Here is a 24,119-nt window from a genome sequence, read left to right on the forward strand (position 1 = left end):
CGCTCTCACGTCACGATCTGCAGCGGCAAAGCGGTCGTCTTTTTGATCGTCTTGAGGACGATGCTCGATTTGACCGAGGCCAGGTTATCGGTGACCCGGATCATTCTTTCGAGGAACTGGCTGAGATGGTCGAGGTCGCGCGTCATGACCTTCATCAGAAAATCGGCGTCACCGGTCTGCGAATAACATTCCAGGATCTCCGGCGCGGTCTCGATGAAACGATGGAGCCGCTCGTTTCCGCCTTCGGTATGGGCTCGGAGGCTGACAAGCGTATGCGCGACGACGGTGAAACCCAGTTTTACCGGATTGAGGATGGCGACGACGCTCTGGATATATTGCTCTTTGCGCAGTCTTTCCAAACGGCGGGCGCATTGGGTCGCGGAGAGATTGACCTTCAGAGACAGTTCGCTCTGCGTCAACTCGCTGTTCTGCTGCAGAGCGGCAAGCAATTTGACATCGAACTGGTCGAGCATGGCCCGCCTCTCATATTAGGGGAATTTCTGCGCAATATAGCCGCTCCTCGCCGATTGTCTGCATCGATACGGCGGCGAAAGGAGATAATCGCAGAAATTCGTCGCGAAAGTTCCGTTAATCTCCAGCCAATGACATCAAAAACGGAGGTGGACCTGTGTTTGAGGAACTGAAGAACCGGCCGGCCGATAGCCTGCTCGCACTCATCAAGGCCTTCCAGGCCGACGATCGTCCCGAAAAGATCGACCTCGGCGTCGGCGTCTATCGCGATGCCATGGGACGCACGCCCGTCATGCGGGCCGTCAAGGCGGCGGAGCAGTTTCTCCTGGAGACCCAGGACAGCAAGAAATATCTCGGCCCCGAAGGCGATCTGCAATTCGTCCGCCTGCTTAGGCCGATCATCTTCGGCAACTCGCCGACATTCGCCCAACGGCTTGCCGGTATTCAAACGCCCGGCGGCAGCGGCGCGCTCCGTATCGGCGCGGAGCTCATCCAAACGGCAAACCCATCGGCGAAGGTTCTCTTGGGAACGCCGAGCTGGCCCAATCATGCACCGATTTTCGCTTCGGCACGCTTGGACGTGAAGGAATACGCCTTCGTCGACCTGACGTTACAGCAGGTGACATTCGAAAGCGTCGTCGACGCCTTGTCTTCCGCTGGGGAAGGCGACGTCGTCCTGCTTCATGGTTGCTGCCATAATCCGACCGGCATTGATTTCACAATGGAGCAGTGGCGAGAGATTACCGATCTCCTCGTTGCACGCAGGCTCGTGCCCTTCATCGATCTTGCCTATCAGGGCCTGGGCGACGGTCTCGAACAGGATGCCGCGCCGACGCGCATGATCCTCGACGCGGTCGAGGAAGCGCTGATCGCCTATTCCTGCGACAAGAACTTCGGCCTCTATCGCGAACGCGTCGGCGCGCTCTATGTCGTGGCCCGCAATGCCGATGACTTAAGAAAGGCAGAAAGCAACATGGCGGCGCTTGCCCGCGTCAACTGGTCCATGCCGCCGGATCATGGCGCCGCCATTGTCAGGTGTATTCTCGAAAGCCCGGAAATGACGGCGATGTGGCGCGTTGAACTCGAAGAGATGTGCGAGCGCGTCAACGGCAATCGCGCGGCGCTGGCCGCTGCCTCTCCGGAGCTGGCCTTCATCAGCCGGCAACGTGGCCTGTTCTCCAATCTCTCCATGCGCAAGGAAACGGCGGTCGCGCTCAGGGCAAACCATGGCATCTACATGGCGGATTCCGGGCGCATGAATCTCGCCGGCATGCAGCCCGCCGATGCCGGTCTCATTGTCGCCGCGCTCCGGGCCGAAGGCTGCCTGAAATCATAACCGAACACATCGTTGGAGCCTCCGAATGAGCAGGAAAGAAACGACCGGCCAGGCGATCACCCGTTCGCTTGTCGCCCATGGGATCGACACGATCTTCGGCATCCCCGGCGCCCATATGTATGATTTCAACGACGCCCTTTATGACGCCGGCGACAAGATCCGCTTCATTCACACCCGGCATGAACAGGGGGCTGCCTACATGGCCTACGGCTATGCCAAGTCCACCGGCCGGATCGGCGCCTATACCGTCGTCCCCGGCCCAGGCGTCCTCAATTCGGGCGCGGCCCTCTGCACCGCTTACGGCGCCAACGCGCCAGTGCTCTGCATCACCGGCAACATCATGTCGCATCTGATCGGCCGAGGCAGAGGACAGCTGCACGAACTGCCGGATCAGATCGCGACAATGCGCGGGATTACCAAGACGGCCGAGCGCATCAACCACCAGTCGGAGGCCGGTTCCGTTATGGCCGGGGTCGTCGCCAAGATGCTCTCCGGCCGTCAGGGGCCGGGAGCGGTCGAAGCTCCTTGGGACGTGTTCGGACAGTCCGCCCCTGAAATCGACGTTCCCGTTGGCGCGAGAGCGCCTCATCCGGCAGTCAATCCCGATCAGATCGCTGCCGCGGCGGCGCTGATATCAGGCGCCAGCAATCCGATGATCATGGTCGGCGGCGGCGCGGCGGATGCCGGAGCGGAGATCGCCGCGCTTGCGGAACTGCTGCAGGCGCCGGTGACATCGCATCGCTCCGGCAAGGGCATCGTGCCCGACGACCATCCGAACTATTTGAATTTCGTAGCCGCCTATGAATATTGGAAGAAGGTCGACGTGCTGATCGGGATCGGCAGCCGGCTCGAATTGCAGTTCATGCGCTGGAAGTGGCTGCCCGAGGGGCTCAAGATCATTCGCATCGATATCGATCCAACCGAAATGGTCCGGCTCAAGCCTGATGTCGGGATCGTCTCGGACGCCAGGGATGGAACGCAGGCGCTGATCGATGCGCTGGGCGGTTCCAGCCGTGAGGATCGCACGCGTGAATTTGCCGAACTCAATGAAGAGGCAAGGTCTCGGTTTTCGGCGGTGCAGCCACAGCTTGGCTATCTCGAAGCCATTCGCGAAGCCCTGCCGAGAGACGGCTTCTTCGTCGAGGAAATCAGTCAGATGGGCTTTACCGCCCGCTTTGCCTTCCCGACCTATGGCCCTCGCCAATACGTGACATGCGGCTACCAGGACAATCTCGGTTTCGGCTTCAATACGGCCTTGGGCGTGAAAGTCGCCCATCCCGATAAAGCTGTGGTCTCCGTTTCGGGCGATGGCGGCTTCATGTTCGGCGTCCAGGAACTTGCCACTGCCGTCCAGCACAAGATCGCCGTCGTCGCCATCGTCTTCAACAATTCCGCCTACGGCAATGTGCTGCGCGACCAGAAGCAGACCTACAAGGGCCGCACTCTCGGCTCAGAACTGACCAATCCCGATTTCGTCGCCCTCGGCAAGAGCTTCGGCATCCGATCTTTCAAGGCGACGAGCCCCGGGGAGTTGAAAGACATACTGGAGAAAGCGCTCTCACTCGATGAGCCCGTTCTGATCGAAGTTCCGGTCGAAAAGGGATCGGAGGCAAGCCCCTGGCCTTTGATCCATCCGGCTCCGCACGAATGACCGGAACGACGTGAAGCCCTATCAAGGTGACTTGAGAAAGATCGTTGCCAGCGGCGGCAGCGTCAGCGAGAGCGAATGCGGCCTGCCGCGCGCGGGTACGGGTTCGCTCGACACTGCGCCATTGACGAGGCCGGAGCCGCCATATTCGCGCGCATCCGTCGTCATCCGCTCGATCCACACGCCGTCCTGCGGCACGCCGATCCGGTAGCCGTAACGGGGCACCGGCGTGAAATTCGAGACGACGAGAACCGACGAAGCACGATTCTCGGCGTAACGCAGCATGCCGAGGACGGAATTGACGGCATCGTCCGCCGCCGCCCATTCGAAGCCTTCGGGATGGAAATCGCCGAACTGCAGGGCCGGCTCTTCGGCGTAAAAGCCGTTCAAATCCTTGACCAGCCGCTGAAGCCCGGCATGGGCCGGCCGGTCCAGCACGTCCCAGGCGATTGACTCGTCATGGTTCCACTCGCCCGGCTGGGCGATCTCGCCTCCCATGAACATCAGCTTCTTTCCGGGATGGCCCCACATGAAGGCGAGGTAACTGCGCAGATTGGCGAATTTCTGCCACTCGTCGCCCAGCATCTTGCCGAGCAGCGAGCCTTTTCCATAAACGACCTCGTCGTGCGAAATCGGCAGGATGAAGCGCTCGGAATAGGCATAGATCATGCCGAAGGTCATCGTGCCGTGGTGGTAGCTCCGGTAGACGGGATCTTTCTCGATGTAGCTCAGGCTGTCGTGCATCCAGCCCATGTTCCACTTGATGTCGAAGCCGAGCCCGCCCTCTTCCGGCGGCTTGGTGACACCTGGCCAAGCCGTCGATTCCTCGGCGATCATCATTGCATGCGGGCAGCGCTCGTGAACGATACTGTTCAGATGCTTGAAGAATTCCACCGCTTCCAGGTTCTCACGGCCGCCATACCGGTTCGGAATCCACTCCCCCTCGTTGCGGCTGTAGTCGCGGTAGAGCATCGAGGCGACGGCGTCGACGCGTAACCCGTCGATATGGTAGCGTTCGAGCCATTCCAGGGCGCTGGCGATCAGGAAGCCTTTCACCTCGTTGCGGCCGAGATTGTAGATCAGCGTATTCCAGTCGCGATGAAAGCCTTCACGCGGGTCCTCGTGTTCGTAGAGCGCGGTGCCGTCGAAGCGGGCGAGCCCCCAGACGTCGGTGGGAAAATGGGCCGGCACCCAATCGAGGATGACGCCGATCCCGGCGCCATGGCAGCGGTCGATGAAATAGGCGAGATCCTCAGGCGTGCCATAACGGCCGGTCGGGGCGAAGAGGCCGAGCGGCTGATAACCCCAGGAGCCGCCGAAGGGGTGCTCCATGATGGGCAGCAGCTCTATATGGGTGAATCCCATCTCGCGAACATAGGGAACGAGCCGCTGGCTGAGTTCGGCCCAGTCGAGCGACCGCCCGCCATTCTCCCGCAGCCAGGAACCGGCATGCACCTCATAGACGGAGATCGGCCCTTCCAGTCTTTGCTCTCGCGACCGGCCCTTCATCCAATTGTCATCCGTCCATCGAAATCGTGTCGAGGATGCGACGATCGAAGCGGTGGACGGGGCGGCTTCGCTCGCTCTCGCCACCGGATCGGCCTTCTGCGGCAAGCAATTTCCATGCGGATCGATGATCTCGAACTTGTATCTTTCGCCGGGCGCCAGCCGGGGCATGAACAGCTCCCACACGCCGGCGGACTGCCGCAGCCGCATCGGGTTTCGCCGCCCGTCCCAGGCGTTGAAATCGCCGACAACCGAAACGCGGCGGGCATTCGGAGCCCAGACGGCGAAGCGGACGCCCGCGACGTCGTCCACCGACATTTCAACGGCGCCGAGCGTCCGGCTCAGGCTGTAATGGGTGCCCTCGGAGATCAGGTGGAGATCGAGCTCTCCCAGCAGAAGCCCGAAGCTGTAGGGATCCTCGGTGATCTGCTCGCCATCCGGCCATGTGATCCGCAACCGGTAAGGCATCCTCGAACCCATCGCCGCCGCAAACAGGCCGGAGGGGTGAGCGATGCTGAAGGGTGTCACCACCCTGCCGCTCGCCGCTTCGATGAGATCGACGCCTTCGGCACCCGGCAGATAGACGCGCACGATCGTCATGCCGCCGCTTTCATGCGGACCGAGGATCGAGAAGGGATCGCCGTGGCGTCCCTCGATCAGGGCCCAGAGGGCATCATGTCCGATGCCGGCGAGAAGTTCCGAGCGTTCAACATTCATGCCTTGACCCCCGCTAGGCGCGATACGATTTCGGTAAGGCCGGCGAGCGGGATCGGCAGCCACTTCGGCCTGATGCGGGCCTCATAGGCGATTTCATAAGCGGCCTTTTCGAGAAGAAAGGCATCGAGAACCCTCCGTCGTTGTTCGGTCGGCATGGCGAGCGCCTTCGATGCGGAGACCGCTTGCCAATAGGCATCGAGAAAAGCCTGTTCGGCATTGCGCCCGAAGCGGGCGATGGCGTTACGGCGCACCTCGTTTTCATGTTCGGTGACCGCGTCATTGTCGAGCTGCGCAGTGGCGACGAGATAGCTCAGCGATCTCAAAAGTCCGGCGACGTCGCGGAGCGGAACGGTCTTGGCGCGGCGTTCGGCGAGGTTCTTCGCGGGTTCGCCCTCGAAATCGATGATGACGGCATCGCCCTCGCTGACCAGGATCTGGCCGAGATGGAAGTCGCCATGCGTGCGCGTCATCAGTGTGCCCCGAGCACTCTCCGCCAGGCGCGCGCCAAGTTCGACGAGTTCGGAGCGGCGTTCCAGAAGCGGGCGGGCGAGCAGATCGATCGCGGGATCGGCATTCTCGTCGCGTTCTGCCAATTTCGACATGGCATAGGCGACCTCGCCCGCCACCGCCTTCTTGATTGCCTCGACCTCATCGTTACCGGCGACGACAGGACTGAAAGCCTCGTCGGCGTTTTCTCCGGAGAGGACGACATGCAATTCGCCGAGCCTCATGCCGACCATGGCAACGAAGCTGATCAGCGGCCGGAAGACGTCGTCGCCAGGCTCGACTGCCGGATCGTTCAGCACGAGCTCGTCGGCCGCGCGGCGCAAATTGTTCAGCATCCAGTTCCAGGCGTCTCCCTGGTTCCGGATCGCACCCTGGACGATGATCAAGGTCGAGCGGCGGCCGCTGGAATCGGTGTGCGCGATCTCGCCGAGCAACGGCGCGGTGTGATCGTAACCCGCGCAGGTCAGAAACCGCGTCATCTCCACCTCCGGATGGACGCCCGGAAAAATGTGCCGGATCAGCTTGATCATGGCGACGTCGCCGACGATCAGCGAACTGTTCGATTGCTCGGCCGAGAGCCAATGAACCGGCATGCCGTCGGTAACCTGCAGGCGATCGAGCCGTTCGGTGCCGAGAAATTCGAGGGTGCCGGTACGTCCGGTAATGCGCGAGCGGTCGGCCAGCCCGCGCAGAATGCCCCGCGCCATCGGCTCGATCGCGAAGCCATCCGTCAGGAAGCCGACCCGCCTGCCCTGACGAACCCGCCCGAGCGCGAGCTGCTGCGTCAGAGCGGAGGGTTGCGCATCGTCCCAGGCGACAGCCAGCGGCAACTGATAGGATTCGCTGTGATCCGGCAGCTCCACCTCCAACTCGCCGAGAACGATCCCATCGGCATAGGGGATTGGCGTTGCCGAGATCAGCCGAGCCGCCTGAAGCGGCTGGTCCTTCGCCCCGAACCAGCGCCGCTTGGCGAGATAAGCGGGCAGAATTTCGTTGCTAAGGACGCGTCCCAACCGCGGCTCATCGACGAGATCGAGCAGACCGCGGCGGATCACCATCGTCACGAGGTCGGGAAGCTGTTCCGGCGGCGCGGTGCGCCATGCCGGCGGATCGGCATCCGCTTCCAGCTGAAACCAAAAGAAGCCATAGGGCGGCAGCGTCAGGAGATAGGTCAGTTGCCCGATCGGCGGAAAAGGCGACATGCCCGTCAGTTCGATCGGCACGCGGCCCTCGAAGGCCGAGAGGTCGAGCTCGACCGCCTGGGGCAGCCGCGAGAGGTTTGCGACGCACATCAGCGTCTCGCCCTCATATTCCCTGAGATAGGCCAGGATCTTGCGGTTCTCAGGCGAAAGGAAACGCAGCGAACCGCGTCCGAAGGCCGGATGCCTGCCACGCAGCGCCAGCATCTTGCGCGTCCAGTTGAGCAGCGAATGCGCATCGGTGCTCTGGGCTTCGACATTGACGGCCTCGAAGCCATAGAGCGGATCGGCGATCAGCGGCAGCACGAGGCGCGCCGGGTCTGTCCGCGAGAAGCCGCCGTTGCGGTCGGGCGACCATTGCATCGGCGTCCGCACCCCGTCGCGGTCGCCGAGATAGATGTTGTCGCCCATGCCGATCTCATCGCCGTAATAGATCACGGGCGTCCCCGGCATCGACAGAAGAAGCGCGTTCATCAGCTCTATGCGCCGGCGGTCGCGCTCCATCAGCGGCGCCAGGCGTCGCCTGATGCCGAGATTGATGCGAGCGCGCTTGTCGGAAGCATAGGTCTCCCAAAGATAATCCCGCTCGGCGTCGGTGACCATTTCCAGCGTCAACTCGTCATGATTGCGCAGGAAGATCGCCCATTGGCAATTCTCCGGAATTTCAGGCGTCTGGCGCAGGATGTCGGTGATCGGGAAGCGGTCTTCCTTGGCGATCGCCATATACATGCGCGGCATCAGCGGGAAGTGGAACGCCATATGGCATTCGTCGCCTTCGCCGAAATATTCGCGCGTGTCCTCGGGCCATTGATTGGCCTCGGCAAGCAACATCACGCCGGGATGAGTAGCGTCGAGGGCGGCACGGATGCGCTTGAGGATCGCATGGGTCTCGGGAAGGTTTTCGTTGATCGTCCCCTCGCGCTCGACGAGGTACGGGATCGCGTCGAGGCGGAAACCATCGATGCCGGTTTCCAGCCAGAAGCGCATCACCTTTAGCAGCTCCTCCATTACAAGCGGGCTATCGAAGTTGAGGTCCGGCTGGTGGGAATAGAAGCGGTGCCAGTAGTAAGCGCCGGCGGCCGCATCCCATGTCCAGTTGGATTTCTCCGTGTCGAGGAAGATGATGCGCGTTTCCGGGAATTTCTGATCGCTGTCCGACCAGACATAGAAATCCCGCTCCGGCGATCCCGCCGGCGCCTGGCGTGCGCGTTGGAACCAGGGATGCTGGTCGGAAGTGTGGTTGATGACGAGCTCGATGATGACGCGGATGTTGCGCTGATGGGCGGCGTCGACGAAAGCGCGGAAATCCTCCACGGTCCCGTAATCCGGGCTGACATTGCCGTAGTCGGCAATGTCGTAACCATCGTCACGACGAGGTGAGGGAAAGAAAGGCAAAAGCCAGATGGCGTTGACGCCGAGTGCTGCGACGTGATCGAGCTTCTGGTGCAGGCCGGCAAAATCGCCGACGCCATCGCCATTGGCGTCGTAGAACGACTTGATGTGCAGCTGGTAGATGATCGCATCCTTGTACCAGAGCAGCGGGTCGACGCCACCGGGATTCATCGTGTCCATTCATGCCTCCGCTGCGCGAACGCGCCAGATCGCAAAAGGCAGGATCTGAGGATTGAAACCCACTCTCTGCCGCTTGCCGCTCCACCTGAACCGTTGCCCCGTGACCAAATCCTCGGCGTCGAGCGCGCCGCCATCATCCAACGACCACTTCCAAAGCGGCAGTTCGACATCGCTTTCCTGAAAATTATGGGGGTCAAGGCTGATCGCGATCAGCAAGACATTGTCGCGGGCGCGACTCGCCTTCTCGAAGAACAGGATGTTGTCATTCCGGGCGTTCAGCAGCGTCAGCCCGAGATGCGAATGCAGCGCGGTGTTTTCGTTCCGGATGCGGTTCAGCATCCGGATTTCGGCAATGATGTTGCCCGGCCGGTCGTAATCCCAGGCGCGGATCTCGTATTTTTCGCTATCGGCATATTCCTTGCGCTTGGCGTCGGGACGCCCCTCGCAAAGTTCGAAGCCGTTATAGACGCCCCACAGTCCGGAAAGCGTTGCGGCGAGTGCCGCGCGGATCAGGAAGGCCGGACGCGGCGCGTTCTGGAGAAAATCCGGATTGATGTCATGGGTGTTGACGAAGAAATGCGGGCGGAAGAATTCCTTCGGCGCCGCCTCGGTCAGCTCCCGCATATATTGCTCGAGCTCCCACTTGGTATTGCGCCAGGTGAAATAGGTATAGGACTGGGAGAAGCCGATCTTCGCCAACCGGTACATGACCTTCGGTCTGGTGAAGGCTTCCGACAGGAAGACGACCTCGGGATGACGCGCCCTGATATCGCCGATCAGCCATTCCCAGAACGGAAAGGGCTTGGTGTGCGGGTTGTCGACCCGAAACAGCTTGACGCCCTGGTCGACCCAGAGCTGGACGACGTCCCGGAGTTCCACCCACAGAGAGGGCAGCGCGTCTTTCGTATAAAAATCGACATTGACGATGTCCTCGTATTTTTTCGGCGGGTTTTCGGCATATTTGATCGTCCCGTCGGGCCTCCAGTCGAACCAGCCAGGGTGCTCCGTCAGCCAGGGATGATCCGGCGAAGCCTGGATCGCAAGATCGAGCGCGATCTCCAGCCCATGCCGGCCCGCCTCCTCGACCAGCCGGCCGAAATCCTCGAAATCGCCGAGCTCGGGATGAATGGCATCATGGCCGCCCTCTTCGGAGCCGATGGCATAGGGACTTCCGGGATCGCCGGGTACTGCCTTCAGGCTGTTGTTGCGCCCCTTCCGGTTGGTCGATCCAATCGGATGGATCGGCGGGAAATAGAGCACGTCGAAGCCCATATCTCGGATATCCGCCAACCTCGGGATGACATCGTCGAAGGTGCCGTGCCGGTTCGGATCGCCGCTCTGGGAGCGCGGGAAGATCTGGTACCAGCTGGCAAAGGCTGCCGATTTGCGTTCGGCATCGACGGCGCTCGTCGTGGAGCGAAGCCGGAACGGCCGCCTGTCAGCCTTGTTCATCAACTCGGAGGTCTCGGGATCGAGCAGGATTGCCGTGCGCTCGGCATCCGACGCGTTTTCAAGACTGTCGATGAGCACCTGCAGGTCGGCGCCGAGTGCCGGCGGCGCTTCGGCCTTCGCGGCCCGGACGAGGTTCAATCCCTCCTGAAGCTCCAGCTTCAGGTCCAGCCTGGCATCGTTCTTCTTGGTCAGTTCGTAGCGGAAGATCGTGAACGGGTTCTTCCACGCTTCGACCGCGAACTCGTGGCGCCCGATGCGCTCCAGCAGGAATTCGGCGCGCCAGCGGTCGTTCTCGACCAGCTGCATCTCGGTCTCTTTCCACTCCGCCATGGCGTCGTGCGGCCGCCAGAGCAGGACGGCCGCGATCGGGTCGTGGCCGTCGGCAAATATATCGGCCTCGACGGTGACGGTCTCGCCGATCACACGCTTGACAGGAAAGCGTCCGTCATCGACCCGCGGCATGATGTTCTCGATGGCAAGCCGCGGCGAGGCGATCGCCTGCTCAACGTCGAGGGCAGGCCTGGATGCGATCGGCTCCGGCGCTTTGCTTTCGATGATCCGGGTCTCCCCTGCTCGCAGGCGCAGGACCGCGCCATCGGCCGCGACGGGCAGATAACCGGAGGCCGCCTCGCGAAGCGCCGTCATCGGCGCGGATGCGCTTCTCCGGAGGTCCCGGTTAATCAGGACGAACCGTACATTCGATGCGCTGCGAAGATCCTGCTCCTCGGATTGCACAAGCGCCGAAACCGGCCCGTTGGCGTTGCGGATCAGGCGGAGCGATGGAGCGCGCGCCTGGCCGGCCCTGCCGATCTCGGCATTGGCGACGCGTATCTCGGAGGAGATGTCGAAGGCGAGATCATGGCGCAGCTTCCGCAGCCCCGAACCATCGCCGTGGGTCGGATCGAGCGGTGTCGCCGCACCATATTCGAAACCCATGGGAACCATGAGACCGCCGCCAAGCGAGGCGGCAAGGCGCAGCGCTCTCACGGCGCGCCGCTCGAGGATTTCTCGGCTCTCGGTCCCGTGTGCAATGCGCCTGGCGAATGGCGGTTCGGGAAAGGCGACCTGCCAGCCGAGCGCCTCTTGGACGCGATGCTCCTCGACAAACCATCTCTCGTCGAGATCCCACCAGGCCATCGATGAAAAGCATCCTGAGAAGCCCGCATCCGCGATCGCTCTTCTCACCGCAAAGTCGGTGCCGGGCGTCCAGGCGAGGAATTGCGCGTCGGCCTTCTCGCGCACCGAAGCGATCAGCGATTTGAAAAGCGCCGGTGCGGCGCGATCGATTCCGAGTACCCGGTAGCCGGAGAGGCCGAGCCCGGACAGCCGCCACAGCCGTTCGGTCCACTCCCCCAACAAACGCAATTGCCGCTCGGACCCGATCGTGTTCATCGGCTCCGCCGGATCGAGCGGCGAGCGTCGAGGATCGACCGGACGAACCGCTTGCGCATCGCCGACTTTCCCGTCGAGCATCAGGTCCATCATCAGGCCGACGCCGCCCTTCTCCGCGGCCTCCGCCAAGCGCGATATCCCATCATCGACCGCGCTTCCGAGCTGCAGTTCAGGATCGAGACGATCGAAATCCCGGGAGGTAAAGACGCTGCAGTCCCCGCCTCGGTCGAAGAGCGGCGCCGTCAGAACATAATCGAAGCCGGTATCCGCCGCATGGCCGAAAACCTCGCCCCATGCATCGATGCCTTGGAGAAGTAGCGGATTGACATAATAGATCCGGGGTGGGGTGCTGAACGCACCCTGCTTCGCAGAGAGTAACATCGGCCGCCGCCTCGAGTTGCTTTTCAGGCAAACTTCTTTTGACGGAGGTTGTTCCACTCAAGTCGTCAATTCACGGCTGCATGGGCATGGGAACCCAGGACGCGCCCGCGCGGCGAGATGAGATATCACATCTTCCGGCAGGTCGATCTCGCTCAATGAGAGAAGGAAGTCCTCACGATTTGCCGGTAGAGATATCGCCGCCATGCGCTAAAAGATCCTCTGACTGTTTCCGATCCGGAAACGAGCGGTTGAGAGCCCATCGATGCTGAGATCAATAGTCTTCATCACCGCCCTCACGGCTTGCATACCCAGCCTCGCCTCCTGGAGCATCGAGACAGATCGCTCGACACCTGATAAGCATGGCTTGTTCGAAATCCGCGAGGAGGCCAGGCGTTTCATCGCACAGCAGAACGCCAAGGGGCACGAGCGCTGGGACGTGCTGGAACCGAACGCGAAGGTGCTGGTTCCCCGATGCGCCGTCCCGCTCCAGGCGCAATGGACGCCGAAGAGCCTCGGCCGCTCGAAGCCCAGTGTGATGGTGATCTGCGCGACCGCCGTGCCGAACGCCGTGATGGAACGGTGGGATGTGCCAGTGCCGGTGGAGCGGAAATCGGGGGGCCCTTAGAGAGCGAGCATCCAGACGAGATTTGATGTAGTAGATAATATTGCTGCGATTGCAACGAAGGCGGGCAGACGTGAACCCAGCGGTAGAATTGTGCTCCCATCCCGGACTTGACCAGCGCATCGTTATCCTCCGGGCGGGAGACGAGGTCGATGCCGTGTTTGTGCGGACCGAGAGGTTCAATGTTCTGATCGATACGCTCGGCACGCCCGAACTGTGCCGGATGGCGCTGGATCTGCTTGGGGACAGAGGCGAGGATCGCCCGCTGATCGTCGTCAATTCGCATATGGATTGGGATCACTTCTGGGGAAACTCTGCGGTTTCAGGGCGTGCTCCGATCATCGCGCATGCCGCAGCGCTCGACCGTCTGCGTGATGCCTCCACGCACCAGATCCTGAAGGACAAGGCGAGACGGGAATCGCGGTTTGCAGACGTGGAACTCATCGGCCCCGATATCACCTTCTCCGGCTCGATGGTCCTGAACGGCGGCGATCTGACGCTGGAACTCATTCATACGCCGGGACACACGCCTGACCATATCGCCGTCTGGATTCCGGAACTCCGCGTCTGCCTGGCCGTCGACGCGGTGGAATATCCCATTTCCGAAGTCTGGAGCAGGAGTGCCGATGATCTTCGCCAGATCCGCTCCTCGCTCAGGCGGATCCGTGACCTTGATGCGAAACTGGTCATTCCCGCGCACGGCAGAACATCTTCGCCTTCGGCAGTGGATGAGAATCTTGCTTATTTCGAAGCCCTAGCTGTTCGCGTCGGCGGCCTCAGTGAAAGCCAACTGGCCGACCCTGAACTCGGCAGTACAAGTGGTTTCCGGCTTGAAGACTTCGTCGCCATTCCCGACGGGATGCCTTCGGACACGGCGGCGTTCTACCGGAACTGCCATGAAACGAACCTTGCCGCTACGGTTCAGGCCCATATCGAAAAACTGAAATCTGCGTAGGAGGCCATGCGTGAAATTATTGGAGGGCGGGCGAACCGGGCAGATCTGGCGCGACGGCGATACCGTCATCAGACCATCAGGCGCATGGACGCCGACCACGCACCGGTTCTTGCGCCATCTCAGAAGCAATGGCTTCCCGGCGGCTCCGCAGCCCACTCAAATTACCGGCGACGATCAGGAGGTCGTCAGTTACGTCGCCGGGCGCGTCTGCGAAGACCTCCGTGATCCCCTTGTCGGATCAGAGCGCATGCTGATTTCCGCAGCGAGACTCCTGCGCGATTTTCATACAGCATCTCAGGGCTTTCTGGAATCGGATGACGATGCTCAGATATGGATGCTGCCGGCGCAGGAGCCGCGTGAGATCGTCTGTCACGGAGACTTTGCGCCCTACAATGTCGCCACCGTCGATCAGGAAGCTGTCGGGATCATCGATTTCGACACTGCCCATCCCGCCCCGCGCCTCTGGGATCTCGCCTACGCGGTCTATCGCTGGGCACCCCTCTCCGATCCTGCCAATCCCTCTGCAGCGTTCGGTCTGGACGACCAGCTGCGGCGGGCGACAATCTTCTGCAGCGCCTATGGCGCGACGATGGAAGAACGGCGCCGGCTTCCCGAGATGATCTGCAGCCGGCTTCAAGCCCTTGCCGATTTCATGTTGGCAAGGGCTGCGGCCGGCGACGAGACCTTCGCGGAAGACGTCGACGCAGGAGACGCCAGGCTATATCTGAACGACATCGGCTACATCGGTATACACCGAAATCGGCTGTTGAAAGCGCTGTCCTGACTAAAGCCATTTTCGCCGGCGGAAGAAGCCGAAAAGGCTCAGGCAGAGGACCGCGATGACGCCCAATACGACGAAATAGCCGTACTGGAATTTCAGTTCCGGCATATCGCTGAAATTCATGCCGTAGATGCCGGCGATCGCGGTGGGGACGGCGAGGATCGCCGCCCAGGCGGCGAGCTTGCGGGCGATTGCCGTCTGTTCCGTCTGGCCGATCATCACGCTGGCTTCGAAGGCGAAGGCGAGTACCTCGCGCAATGCATCGATATCCTCCTGAACCCGGCGCACGTGATCGGTCACATCGCGAAACAGCGATTGCAGCGTCGGATCCATGCCGGGAAGATCGATATGCTCGTATCGCCGGCAGACGTCGACGAGCGGCACCACCGCGTTGCGCAGCCGCAGAAGCTTGCGCCGCAGCATGTAAAGCCGCTCGATGTCGGATTTTCCCAGCTGTTCGCGCAGCACGAGATCCTCGAGCATCTCGACCTCTTCCTGCACCACCTCGATGACAGGCATGTAGTTGTCGACGATAAAATCGAGGATGGAATAGAGAATGTAATTCTCGCCATGGGCAAGGGCGGCGGGTGTCGCCTCGCAGCGCTGCCTGACCGCGAGATAAGAGGAGGATTCGCCGTGGCGAACGGAGACGACGTAACCGCGGCCGACAAAGAGATGCGTTTCGCCGAAGACGATTTCACCGTCCTTCATATGGGCGGTGCGGGCGACGATGAACATCGCCTCCCCGTAAATTTCCAGCTTCGGGCGCTGGTGGGGCTGCGCCGCATCCTCGATCGCCAGCGGATGCAGATTGAACTCGGCCTGGATCTGATGCAGCAGCACTTCATCCGGCTCATGCAGGCCGATCCAGACGATGGCATTCTCCCGGTTTCGCCACTCGCCGGCTTCCTCTATTTTGATGTCGCGAATACGCTGCCCATGCTCGTAGACGGCTGCGGCCACGACGCCGCGCCGCTCATAAGGAGGCGACGCCGACCCGTTGCCGACCCGCGCGGAAACACTGTCCAGATCCTTCAGCCGTTCCAAATCCTGCCGTCCTCCCCGTCCCGCGGATCACGTATCCGCAACCAACGCCGGTCAGGCGTTGCGCCGATCATAATGCCATTTCGCAAAACATGCATCCGCTTCGGCACAAGCATAAAAGAGCCGATGCCAAACAGCCTCTGCGTCGCCCATCGCGTTTCCGTGGAGATATCGTCCCAATCCTGATCGATGTAGCCGGTCAGTCTGTTGAGCGTATAGTCGCGCGCTCCCGGGGCGGCAGCTTATGAAAATGGAACATGAAGGCGCCCGGCGATGGCCAGGCGCCTTTGTTTCGTCATGAGGCGAAGGCCGGATTGCGCCGCGCGCCCATTCTTAGCACGAAATAGATCGCCCCGCCGATGGCGACGCCGAAAAACCAGCCATAGGTGCCCCACCAGTCCGGCAGGATGGAGGTGAAGGTCGGCAGGATCGAGGAGAACAGCGCACCGACCGCAAAGGCGATGAAGGCATTGCCGTGCCAGCCGTTCTGGAACCGGAACTCGCCATTCTCCTGGTAGAGCGCCTCGACGTTCAGCTGGCTCTTCCGGATGAGATAATAGTCGACCATCATGATGCCGAAGATCGGCCCCATCGTCGAACCGATGAAGTTGACGAAGTGCGCCGCACCCGTCTCCCAGGGAGCAAACGGATAGAGCACGAGGGCAATCAGGGCGGCGATATATCCGCCGCGCTTGAAGTTGATCTGGCGCGGGAAGACATTGGCAAAGTCGAAGGCCGGCGAAACGAAATTCGCCACGACGTTGATGCCGAGCGTTGCCACCGCGAATGTCAGCGCCGCCAGCAACGCCAGGAACCAGCTGTCGAATTTGGCCGAGATCATTTCCGGATGCAGCAGGACCTCGCCGTATACGGTGAAGGCGGCCGTGGTCGTGACACCGGCGACGAGGCAGAATGCCAGGAGGTTGATCGGCAAGCCCCAGAGATTGCCCTTCCGCAGCGCCTTTTCGCTCGTTGCGTAACGCGAGAAATCGCAGAAGTTCAGGTAGAGCGCGGCGAAATAGGTGATCCAGGTGGCGGCCACGGCGGCAAGTGCGGCAATGGAGCCGGGCTCGCCCGGCACGCCGGCATCCTTGGTCTTTTCGATCAGCACGTCGCGCGGGATTTCGGAACCGAATGAGAAGGTGCCGGATTTGGTGACGAGATAGACCGCGAGGATCAGCATCATGATCCAGACGGCGGGACCCGCCCAATCCTGGAACTTGCGGACCGTTTCCATGCCGCGCTGAATGATCAGCAGCTGCAGCGCCCAGACGATGATGTAGCAGATAAGCTCGAGGGTCGAATGGCCGAGCATGTGGCTGTTCTGATGGAAGGCGAGCAGGCTCTCGTTGCGGATCAACAAGGCAACGATCGCGCCGGATGCGGCGGCGGTCTGCGCGCCGTACCAGAAGCAGGCGACCACCGCTCGGACCAGCGCCGGAGCGTTGGCGCCGAAGGTGCCGAAGGAGGCGCGCGCCAGAACCGGAAAGGGGACACCGGTGCGCACGCCGGCATTTCCGACTAGGCTCATCAGGAAGAAGATGACGAGAGAGCCGATGCCGATAGCGATGACAAAGTTCACGAAGCTGCCGCAGAGCAGAAACAGGCTTGCCGCCAGATAATAGCCCCAGAGACTATGGACGTCCGACGTCCAGACGTTGAAGATGCTGAATGCACCCCACTTACGCTCCTCCGCGGGCGCAAGATCCTCGTTGTACAACGAGGGAGACGGATTTTGAATGCTCATAATGCCCTCCCATATCCCCAGTGGCCGACTCGGCCACGATGGAAGTTTGCGCTTCATTTAGGCATCTGACAATTTAATAGTCATATTGTACACAATCCTGATGATCAGGATGTACAGGCTCCCGACCTGGAGCAATTCCAGAAAAAGTGCGAGCGGTTTTCCCAGGCAGAGCGCGAAGCGCTTTTCCGGGAATTGCGTAAATTCAAAACCGCTCTATTGCGAGCGAACGACATATCCCGCCAGGCGAAACGGGCTTGCGACTGCAGCGCCTGCGGCATCGAAGACGAAGGCGCCGACGTCGCCGGCGGTCGACCGGCCGCCGCTCTCGAAGGAAGCAAGCTGGGCGCCGAACTTCGCGAGCGATGCGTAGCGGTCGTGGCCCAACCCATCGGAGGTCTTGATCGAGGTAATGTCGATGACCCGCAGCCTCGCCTGCAAGGCCGCCTCCTGGATGACAGGATCGTCGATATCGAGGCGGCCGACGCGCGCCCGTTCGCCGGCGATGAAGCTTGAGGCCACAAGCGCCCGGTCGTCCTTGGAAACCAGAAGGGAGATCGGATTCGGCATTGGACCGATGTCCTTCAGCTGCGACCGGAAGACATCGACATCGATGTCAGGAGCGGCGAGCACCACCGCCAGCTTGCCGATGACGGCGTCGCGATGCTGCAGTTTGAGCTCTCGCACCGTTTCCATCACCAGGAACCCGCCCATGCTGTGCCCGAACAGGATGATGCGCTTCACCTTGCTCGATACCGAGAGCGATGTGACGAGGGAATCGAGTTCGCTGCGCGAGGAAAGCGCAGCGTCGCGATCGGCGACATATCCGGCGACGGATGCCGCCGAAGGCCAGGAAAACAGGATCGGAGCGCCCGGGATCTTCGCATCGGCGGCGATCTGGGCGGTGCGGTAAAGCGCTTCCTGGTAACTGTAGTTGTAGCCATGGACGAAGATGCCGACAGTGCCGTCGGGCTGCACGGCGGCGAGCGCCTGCTGCACGAAAGCATCCTTCGGCAGCTGCCTGCGCTCGACGACGGCAAATTGCCGCTCCGGATCCGGCTTTGCCTTGGGATAGGTGATCGCGGTATCCTTCCTGCCGGGAGGAACCGAAAACGCATACTGCTCATAGGTCAGCTTCTCGGCCCATGTGCTGTCGAACCCGCCCCTCACGCGATCGGGGGTTCTGTTGGTCGCGACGAGCACCCTCACCCTGTCTGGAGCCGTTTCCGAACGGGCCGGCTCGCTGAGATAAACAGGCGTCAAAACTTCAGGCGATGGCCGCGTGGCACAGCCCGCAAGCATCGCCAGGCCGATGGCGACGATGATCGCCGGCATTGCCTTTGGCAGGTCTCGGAATTGTCGCTGCATTATCGATCCGTTTCCCTCAAGGCCAGACGCTCTCCGGCGTGTGGCTCTGTCCACGTCATCATTCGCCATGCCGTTCCCGCCCGGCGTGGGACGGCATCGCCCGCGCCACCCCACCCATTTCGTCGCGGCCCGTGTTGCAGCCGCCGCCGCGGCGGGCGTAGGCGATGGCCGTCGAAGCCTCACCTCATGCCTCCGCGGTGGCTTCGGCCCGGACAGCCTCCTCCCTCGGGATTCTGAACCATGCGACGTAGAGCGCCGGCAGGAACAGCAGGGTGAGCGCGGTTCCGATAACGATGCCGCCCATCATGGCGTAGGCCATCGGCCCCCAGAAGATCTCGCGCGAGATCGGGATCAGCGCGAGGGTTGCCGCCGCCGCCGTCAGCATGATCGGCCGCATGCGGTGTTCGGTCGCCTCGATGACCGCCTGCCATGGCGCGACCCCTTCGGCGCGCAGATGCTCGATCTGCACGACCAGGATGACCGAGTTGCGGATCAGGATGCCGATCAGCGCCAGCACGCCGAGGATGGCGACGAAGCCCATGGGCGCATTGCTGAGCAAGAGCGCCGTAACCACGCCGATCAGAGCCGTCGGCGCCACCGCAAAGACCAGGAACAGGCGGCTGAAGCTCTGCAACTGGATCATCAGGATCGTCGCCATCGTAAACAGCATCAGCGGAGCCACGGCCGCGATCGGCCCCTGCGCCTCGGCGCTGGATTCGACGGCGCCGCCGATTTCCACCTTGTATCCGACGGGAAGGTTCTTCTGAAACTCCTCGACCTTCGGCTTCAGCTGATCGACGATCGTGGCCGGCTGTGTCGAACCGATGACGGCTGCCTTGAGCGTGATCGTGGGCTGCCGGTCGCGACGCCAGATCGTCGGCTGCTCGAGCTCGTAACGGAAATTCGCAACGGCCGACAAAGGCACGACTTTGCCGTTGGAGGTGGAGAGCTGCAGATTCTGAAGGGTCTGGATGGAGTCGCGCTCGGATGCCCTGGCTCGCCCGACGACGTTGACCAGGTAAATATCATCGCGAATCTGCGTTGCCGTCGAACCTTCGACGATGCCATTGAGCGCGGTTGCGATGTCCTCGGAGGAAACGCCGAGCTGGCGCGCCTTGTCCTGCAGGACGTCGACCTTCACAACGCGGGAGGGCTCGTTCCAGTCCAAGACCATGTTCGACAACAGCGGATGGGTGCCGACAACGCCCGCAAATTGCTGGGAGATATCGCGTACCTTCTGAATATCCGGGCCGCTGATTCGGTACTGGACCGGTTTGCCCACCGGCGGGCCGATATCGAGAAGCTTCACGAAGGCGTCGGTGCCCGGGAAGGTCTTCGTCAGATAATCCTGCAGCTCCGCCCGCACCTTGTCGCGCACGTCGAGGCCTTTGGTGACAATGATGGTCTGTCCGAAGGTGACATCGGGCGTCTGCACATCGAAGGACAGGATGAAGCGCGGCGCGCCCTGGCCGACATAGGTCGTCCAGTGATCGATATCCTTGTTATCGGCCAGCATCTCCTTTTCGAACTTGGCCATCTGCCTGTTGGTCTCGGCAATCGAGCTGTTGTGGGGCAGGTTCCAGTCGATCACGAGCTCGGTTCTGTCCGAGTTCGGAAAGAACTGCTGCTGCACCAGCCCCATGCCGCCGACCGAAAGAGCGAAGACGCCGACCGTCAGCACGATGGTGACCCAACGCCAGCGCATCGCCAGCCCCAAAAGCCAGGAGAACACGGAGGCGAACCGTCCCTTCTTCTCGTGATGCGACTTCATGGTCTTCGGCAGGATGGTGACGCCGAGAAGCGGCGTGAACAACACGGCGACGATCCAAGAAACAACCAGCGAAACCGCAATGACCACAAAAAGCGTAAAGGTGAATTCGCCGGCGGCGCTGCTGTTGAGGCCAACCGGAATGAAGCCCGCGACGGTGACGAGCGTCCCGGTCAACATCGGGAAAGCCGTCGATGTATAGACGTGGGTAGCGGCTTTTCTCAGATCGTCGCCCGCCTCCAGACGGGCGACCATCATCTCGACCGCGATCATGGCATCGTCGACGAGCAGGCCCAGCGCAATGATAAGCGCGCCGAGCGAGATACGCTGAAGCGAAATGCCGGAATATTCCATCACCACGAAGGTGATGGCGAGCACGAGAGGAATGGAGATCGCCACCACCATGCCGGCGCGGGCACCGAGGCTGATGAAGCTGATGACCAGGACGATGACGATCGCTTCAAAGAGCGCGCGGGTAAAGCCCGAAACAGCTTCGTCGACGACGGCCGGCTGATCGGAAACGCGGTGGACATCCACGCCGATCGGCAGATCGGCGACGACCTGTTTCATCCGCGCGTCGAGCGCCTCGCCGAACTCGAGCAGGTTGGCGCCCTGCTTCATGCCGATGGCAAGCCCGATCGCGGGCTCGCCGTTGAAGCGGAACAGCGCCGAGGGCGGATCGACGTAACCGCGCTTGATCGTGGCGACATCGGTCAACGGGAAGAAGCGGTCGTTGATGCGAAGGTTGATCGATCGCAGGCTTTCCTCGGAGGTGAACTGCCCGCTCACCCGCAAGGCGATGCGCTCCGGACCGGCATCGACGAAGCCGGACTGGGTGACGGCGTTCTGGGCCTGCAGCGTCTGGATGACCGACTGCTGGTCGATGCCGAGCGCTGCGATCTGGCGCGTGGAGAATTCGAGATAGATTGCCTCGTCCTGGGCGCCGATCACATCGACCTTGCCGACATTCGGCACCGTCAGAACTTCGGAGCGGGCATTTTCAACGAGATCGCGAAGCTGGCGCTGGGTCAGCCCGTCGCTGGTGAAGGCGTAGATGTTGCCGAATACGTCGCCGAAGCGGTCATTGAAGAAGGGACCGACGACCCCGCTCGGGAAATCGCCCTTGATGTCGGCGATCATGTTGCGGATGCGCAGCCAGGTCGGCGCGACATCCTTAGCCTTGGTCGTCGGCAGCAGCTCGACGAAGACGGTGGTCTGGCCGGCGACGGTCTGGCTCTTGGTATAATCGAGCGATTCAAGTTCCTGGAGCTTCTTCTCGATCCTATCGGTCACCTGCCGCGTCACTTCCTCGGCGGAGGCGCCGGGCCATTGCGCGGTGATCACCATGGTCTTGATGGTGAAGTTCGGATCTTCCTCACGGCCGAGGTTCAGGTAGGAGAAGGCGCCGGCGAGAATGAAAACGATCATGAAGTACCAGACGAGCGAACGGTGTTCGAGCGCCCAGTCGGAAAGATTGAAGGACTTCACTGGCTGATCTCCTGGTCGATCCTAATGGCCTGGCCATCTTCAAGTTTATGCACGCCCGCCACGACCACCCGCTCTCCGGGAGCGAGCCCATCGGTGACGCGGACGGTGCCGCCATCGACGACGTCGCCGTCGATCTTCACATGGCGGCGCGAGACCTTCTTGCCTGCTACATCGACGATCCAGACGCTGGCGCCGTCGGTGCCGGCAAGAATCGCCGAGGAAGGCAGCACGATCTCGGGATCGGCAGCGATGGTTGCGGAGGCTGTGATGACCGCGCCGAGCCTGAAGGCTTCAGGCGGATCGGCGAGCGCGATCTTGGTCCTGCTCGTGCGGGTGGCGGTCTCGGCCTCCGGTGCGATCTCGCGCACGATGCCTGTCGTGCGGATCGAAGGTTCGAGCTGCAGCGTCACCTCGAAGGGCGCGCCGATCTTCAGTTTCTGGGCCGCGGCCTGGGGCACGTCGACCACCGCGTCGCGCTTGTCCGGCCGCGCTATCGTGACGACCGTCTGGCCGGCCGAGACGACCTGGCCGACCTCGGCCGAGGTCGCCGTCACGACGCCATCGAATTCCGCCTGAAGCTGCGCGTAACCGAGCTGCTCCCTGGCCTTGTCGAGATTGGCCTGCGCTTTGGCGACGGCGGCTGCGGCCGTCCGTCTCGCCTGTTCGGCCTCTTCGAGCGAGGCTTCCGTTCCGGAGCGCGATTCCACCAACGCGCGCTGGCGCCGTTCCGTCGTCACCGCGTTTCGGAGCTGGGCGTCGCTGTTCTCGACATCCGACTGGGCGCTGCGCACGGCAAGCTCCAGCGCCAGCGGATCGATGGCGGCAACGACGTCACCCTTCTTGACGACATCACCGACATTGACGTTGCGGGCAATCATCCGCCCGAGGATTCGGAAGCCGAGCTCAGTCTCGATCGTCGGCTCGATCGTGCCTGTCAGGCCGAGGCTGGTCGCGGGCGTCTGCTTGACCGTCATCGACAGCACGGGACGGGGCGCTTCACCAGTGCTTTCCTCCTGCCTCGTGCAGGAGGAGATCAGGGCCGTACCCATCATCAGTGCGATTATCTTGGGACGAATGCTCACTTGGATGCTTCCTTGACATAAGACACGATTTCGCCGGGCCGGAGGAATTTGGTGCCGTCGGTCACCACGACGTCCCCTGCCGACACGCCCGACTTGACGACGAAGCTGCCGGTCTCGTAGCCGGCGACGTCGATCGCCCTTACCGAAACCGCAGAGGATGCGGGATCGACGATCCAGACTGCCGGCTTACCCCCCTTGGAGGTCATTGCCGACCAGGGCAGCTGGATGACGTCCTGCGGAACGTAACTGAACTTTCCGACGACGGGAGCGCCGAGTGGAATGGGAGCATCGCTCGACAACGCAACCTTGACCCTGATGGTGCCGGTGGAAGAATCGATCGTCGGCGAAATCTCGCGCACCTTCGCCGTGATCTTCTGCGAGGGGTCCGACAGAAGGGCCACTGTGCCGTCGCCGTCGATCGGGCGGAGGAACGCGCTCTCGACCACTTCGAAGACGGCATCCCGGTCGCCATCATGGGCAAGGGTGAAGACGACCTGAGCCGCCTGCGCCACCTGCCCGACCTCGGCATTGCGGGCGGTGATCACCCCATCGGCATCGGCCTTCAGCTGGGTATAGGAGAGGGTGTCCTGCGCTGTTTCGAAGAGCGCCTGCGCCGACTTGGTCGATGCCTGCGCCGTCAGAAGCGCCTCCTGCGCCTGGTCGAGCGCGGCGCGCGTCGTCACCTGGGTTCGAAACAGGCTCTGCTGGCGGTCGAAGGCAAGCTGCGCCTGGGTCTGCTGCGCCTCGGCGGACTGGAGATTGGCGGCGGCCACATCCAGGTCGGCCTTCTGCTCTTCCGGATCGATGCGCGCCAGCAGCTGCCCCGCCTTTACCGACTGCCCGACCTCGACCAGCCGTTCGACGATCTTACCGCTGACGCGGAAGGACAGATCGGTCTGAACACGGGCGCGGACCTCTCCCGTCAACGCGCCGCCATCACTCAGCGGCTCAGACCTGGCGACGACGACGCCGACCTGCCGCGCGGCAGGTTCGCTCGGCCCGCCCGGCTCGCTGCAGGAGACGAGACCGATCGTGCATACGATCGCTGTGGCGACCAGAATGGTTCTCATAGTTGACCTCTTGCTC

At 62.0% G+C, this 24,119-nt stretch carries 15 protein-coding genes; 5 read left to right on the forward strand and 10 right to left on the reverse strand.

Going from position 1 to position 24,119, the window contains the following annotated elements:
• Positions 1 to 5 precede the first annotated feature (5 nt).
• Entirely contained in the window at positions 6 to 473 is a 468-nt protein-coding gene (locus AMK02_RS26360) for an Lrp/AsnC family transcriptional regulator (RefSeq protein WP_064807562.1), read from the reverse strand.
• A gap of 155 nt (positions 474 to 628) precedes the next feature.
• On the opposite strand from AMK02_RS26360, the gene AMK02_RS26365 reads away from it, so the two are divergent.
• Positions 629 to 1,807 carry an amino acid aminotransferase gene (locus AMK02_RS26365; RefSeq protein WP_064807564.1) on the forward strand — a complete coding sequence of 393 codons (1,179 nt, stop codon included), beginning with the start codon at positions 629 to 631 and terminating at the stop codon, positions 1,805 to 1,807.
• Between the two features lie 25 nt (positions 1,808 to 1,832).
• On the forward strand, positions 1,833 to 3,458 hold the full coding sequence (locus tag AMK02_RS26370) for a thiamine pyrophosphate-dependent enzyme (RefSeq protein WP_064807565.1): 1,626 nt from the start codon (positions 1,833 to 1,835) through the stop codon (positions 3,456 to 3,458).
• 21 nt (positions 3,459 to 3,479) lie between these two features.
• Here the strand turns inward: AMK02_RS26370 and glgB are convergent, their stop codons facing one another.
• Genes glgB through AMK02_RS26385 form a run of 3 tightly spaced genes read right to left on the reverse strand, consistent with a single transcriptional unit; the run spans position 3,480 to position 12,181 of the window.
• Positions 3,480 to 5,678: a 1,4-alpha-glucan branching protein GlgB gene (gene glgB / locus AMK02_RS26375; protein WP_064807567.1), complete on the reverse strand. Its 2,199-nt coding sequence runs from the start codon at positions 5,676 to 5,678 to the stop codon at positions 3,480 to 3,482.
• A complete protein-coding gene (gene treS / locus AMK02_RS26380; protein WP_064807569.1) occupies positions 5,675 to 8,956 on the reverse strand; it encodes a maltose alpha-D-glucosyltransferase in 3,282 nt (1,093 codons plus the stop codon). The genes glgB and treS overlap by 4 nt, the downstream gene beginning before the upstream one ends.
• Positions 8,957 to 12,181 (reverse strand): alpha-1,4-glucan--maltose-1-phosphate maltosyltransferase, encoded by a 3,225-nt coding sequence (locus AMK02_RS26385; protein ID WP_064807571.1) that lies wholly within the window; start codon positions 12,179 to 12,181, stop codon positions 8,957 to 8,959.
• Positions 12,182 to 12,443: 262 nt separating this feature from the next.
• On the opposite strand from AMK02_RS26385, the gene AMK02_RS26390 reads away from it, so the two are divergent.
• The 3 genes from AMK02_RS26390 to AMK02_RS26400 all read left to right on the forward strand — a co-directional run bounded on the left by AMK02_RS26390 (position 12,444) and on the right by AMK02_RS26400 (position 14,542).
• Complete coding sequence (locus AMK02_RS26390) at positions 12,444 to 12,806, forward strand: hypothetical protein (protein WP_064807572.1); 363 nt, start codon at positions 12,444 to 12,446, stop codon at positions 12,804 to 12,806.
• Positions 12,807 to 12,876: 70 nt separating this feature from the next.
• Positions 12,877 to 13,758, forward strand: a complete 882-nt coding sequence (locus AMK02_RS26395) for an MBL fold metallo-hydrolase (RefSeq protein WP_064807574.1) — start codon at positions 12,877 to 12,879, stop codon at positions 13,756 to 13,758.
• A 10-nt stretch (positions 13,759 to 13,768) separates the two neighbouring features.
• Positions 13,769 to 14,542: a phosphotransferase gene (locus AMK02_RS26400; protein WP_064807576.1), complete on the forward strand. Its 774-nt coding sequence runs from the start codon at positions 13,769 to 13,771 to the stop codon at positions 14,540 to 14,542.
• Here AMK02_RS26400 and AMK02_RS26405 read toward each other — a convergent pair whose 3' ends face one another.
• The 6 genes from AMK02_RS26405 to AMK02_RS26430 form a co-directional block, all read right to left on the reverse strand.
• Positions 14,543 to 15,586 (reverse strand): magnesium and cobalt transport protein CorA, encoded by a 1,044-nt coding sequence (locus AMK02_RS26405; protein ID WP_064807578.1) that lies wholly within the window; start codon positions 15,584 to 15,586, stop codon positions 14,543 to 14,545.
• 292 nt (positions 15,587 to 15,878) lie between these two features.
• Positions 15,879 to 17,330 (reverse strand): NCS1 family nucleobase:cation symporter-1, encoded by a 1,452-nt coding sequence (locus AMK02_RS26410; RefSeq protein WP_064807580.1) that lies wholly within the window; start codon positions 17,328 to 17,330, stop codon positions 15,879 to 15,881.
• Between the two features lie 213 nt (positions 17,331 to 17,543).
• Positions 17,544 to 18,695 carry an alpha/beta hydrolase gene (locus AMK02_RS26415; RefSeq protein ID WP_189637042.1) on the reverse strand — a complete coding sequence of 384 codons (1,152 nt, stop codon included), beginning with the start codon at positions 18,693 to 18,695 and terminating at the stop codon, positions 17,544 to 17,546.
• A 184-nt stretch (positions 18,696 to 18,879) separates the two neighbouring features.
• On the reverse strand, positions 18,880 to 21,951 hold the full coding sequence (locus AMK02_RS26420) for an efflux RND transporter permease subunit (RefSeq protein WP_064807582.1): 3,072 nt from the start codon (positions 21,949 to 21,951) through the stop codon (positions 18,880 to 18,882).
• A complete protein-coding gene (locus AMK02_RS26425; RefSeq protein ID WP_064807583.1) occupies positions 21,948 to 23,033 on the reverse strand; it encodes an efflux RND transporter periplasmic adaptor subunit in 1,086 nt (361 codons plus the stop codon). The genes AMK02_RS26420 and AMK02_RS26425 overlap by 4 nt, the downstream gene beginning before the upstream one ends.
• A complete protein-coding gene (locus tag AMK02_RS26430; RefSeq protein ID WP_064807586.1) occupies positions 23,030 to 24,103 on the reverse strand; it encodes an efflux RND transporter periplasmic adaptor subunit in 1,074 nt (357 codons plus the stop codon). The genes AMK02_RS26425 and AMK02_RS26430 overlap by 4 nt, the downstream gene beginning before the upstream one ends.
• Positions 24,104 to 24,119: the final 16 nt, after the last annotated feature.

Origin of the sequence: Rhizobium sp. N731, from assembly GCF_001664145.1 — a bacterium.
GTDB lineage: Bacteria > Pseudomonadota > Alphaproteobacteria > Rhizobiales > Rhizobiaceae > Rhizobium > Rhizobium esperanzae.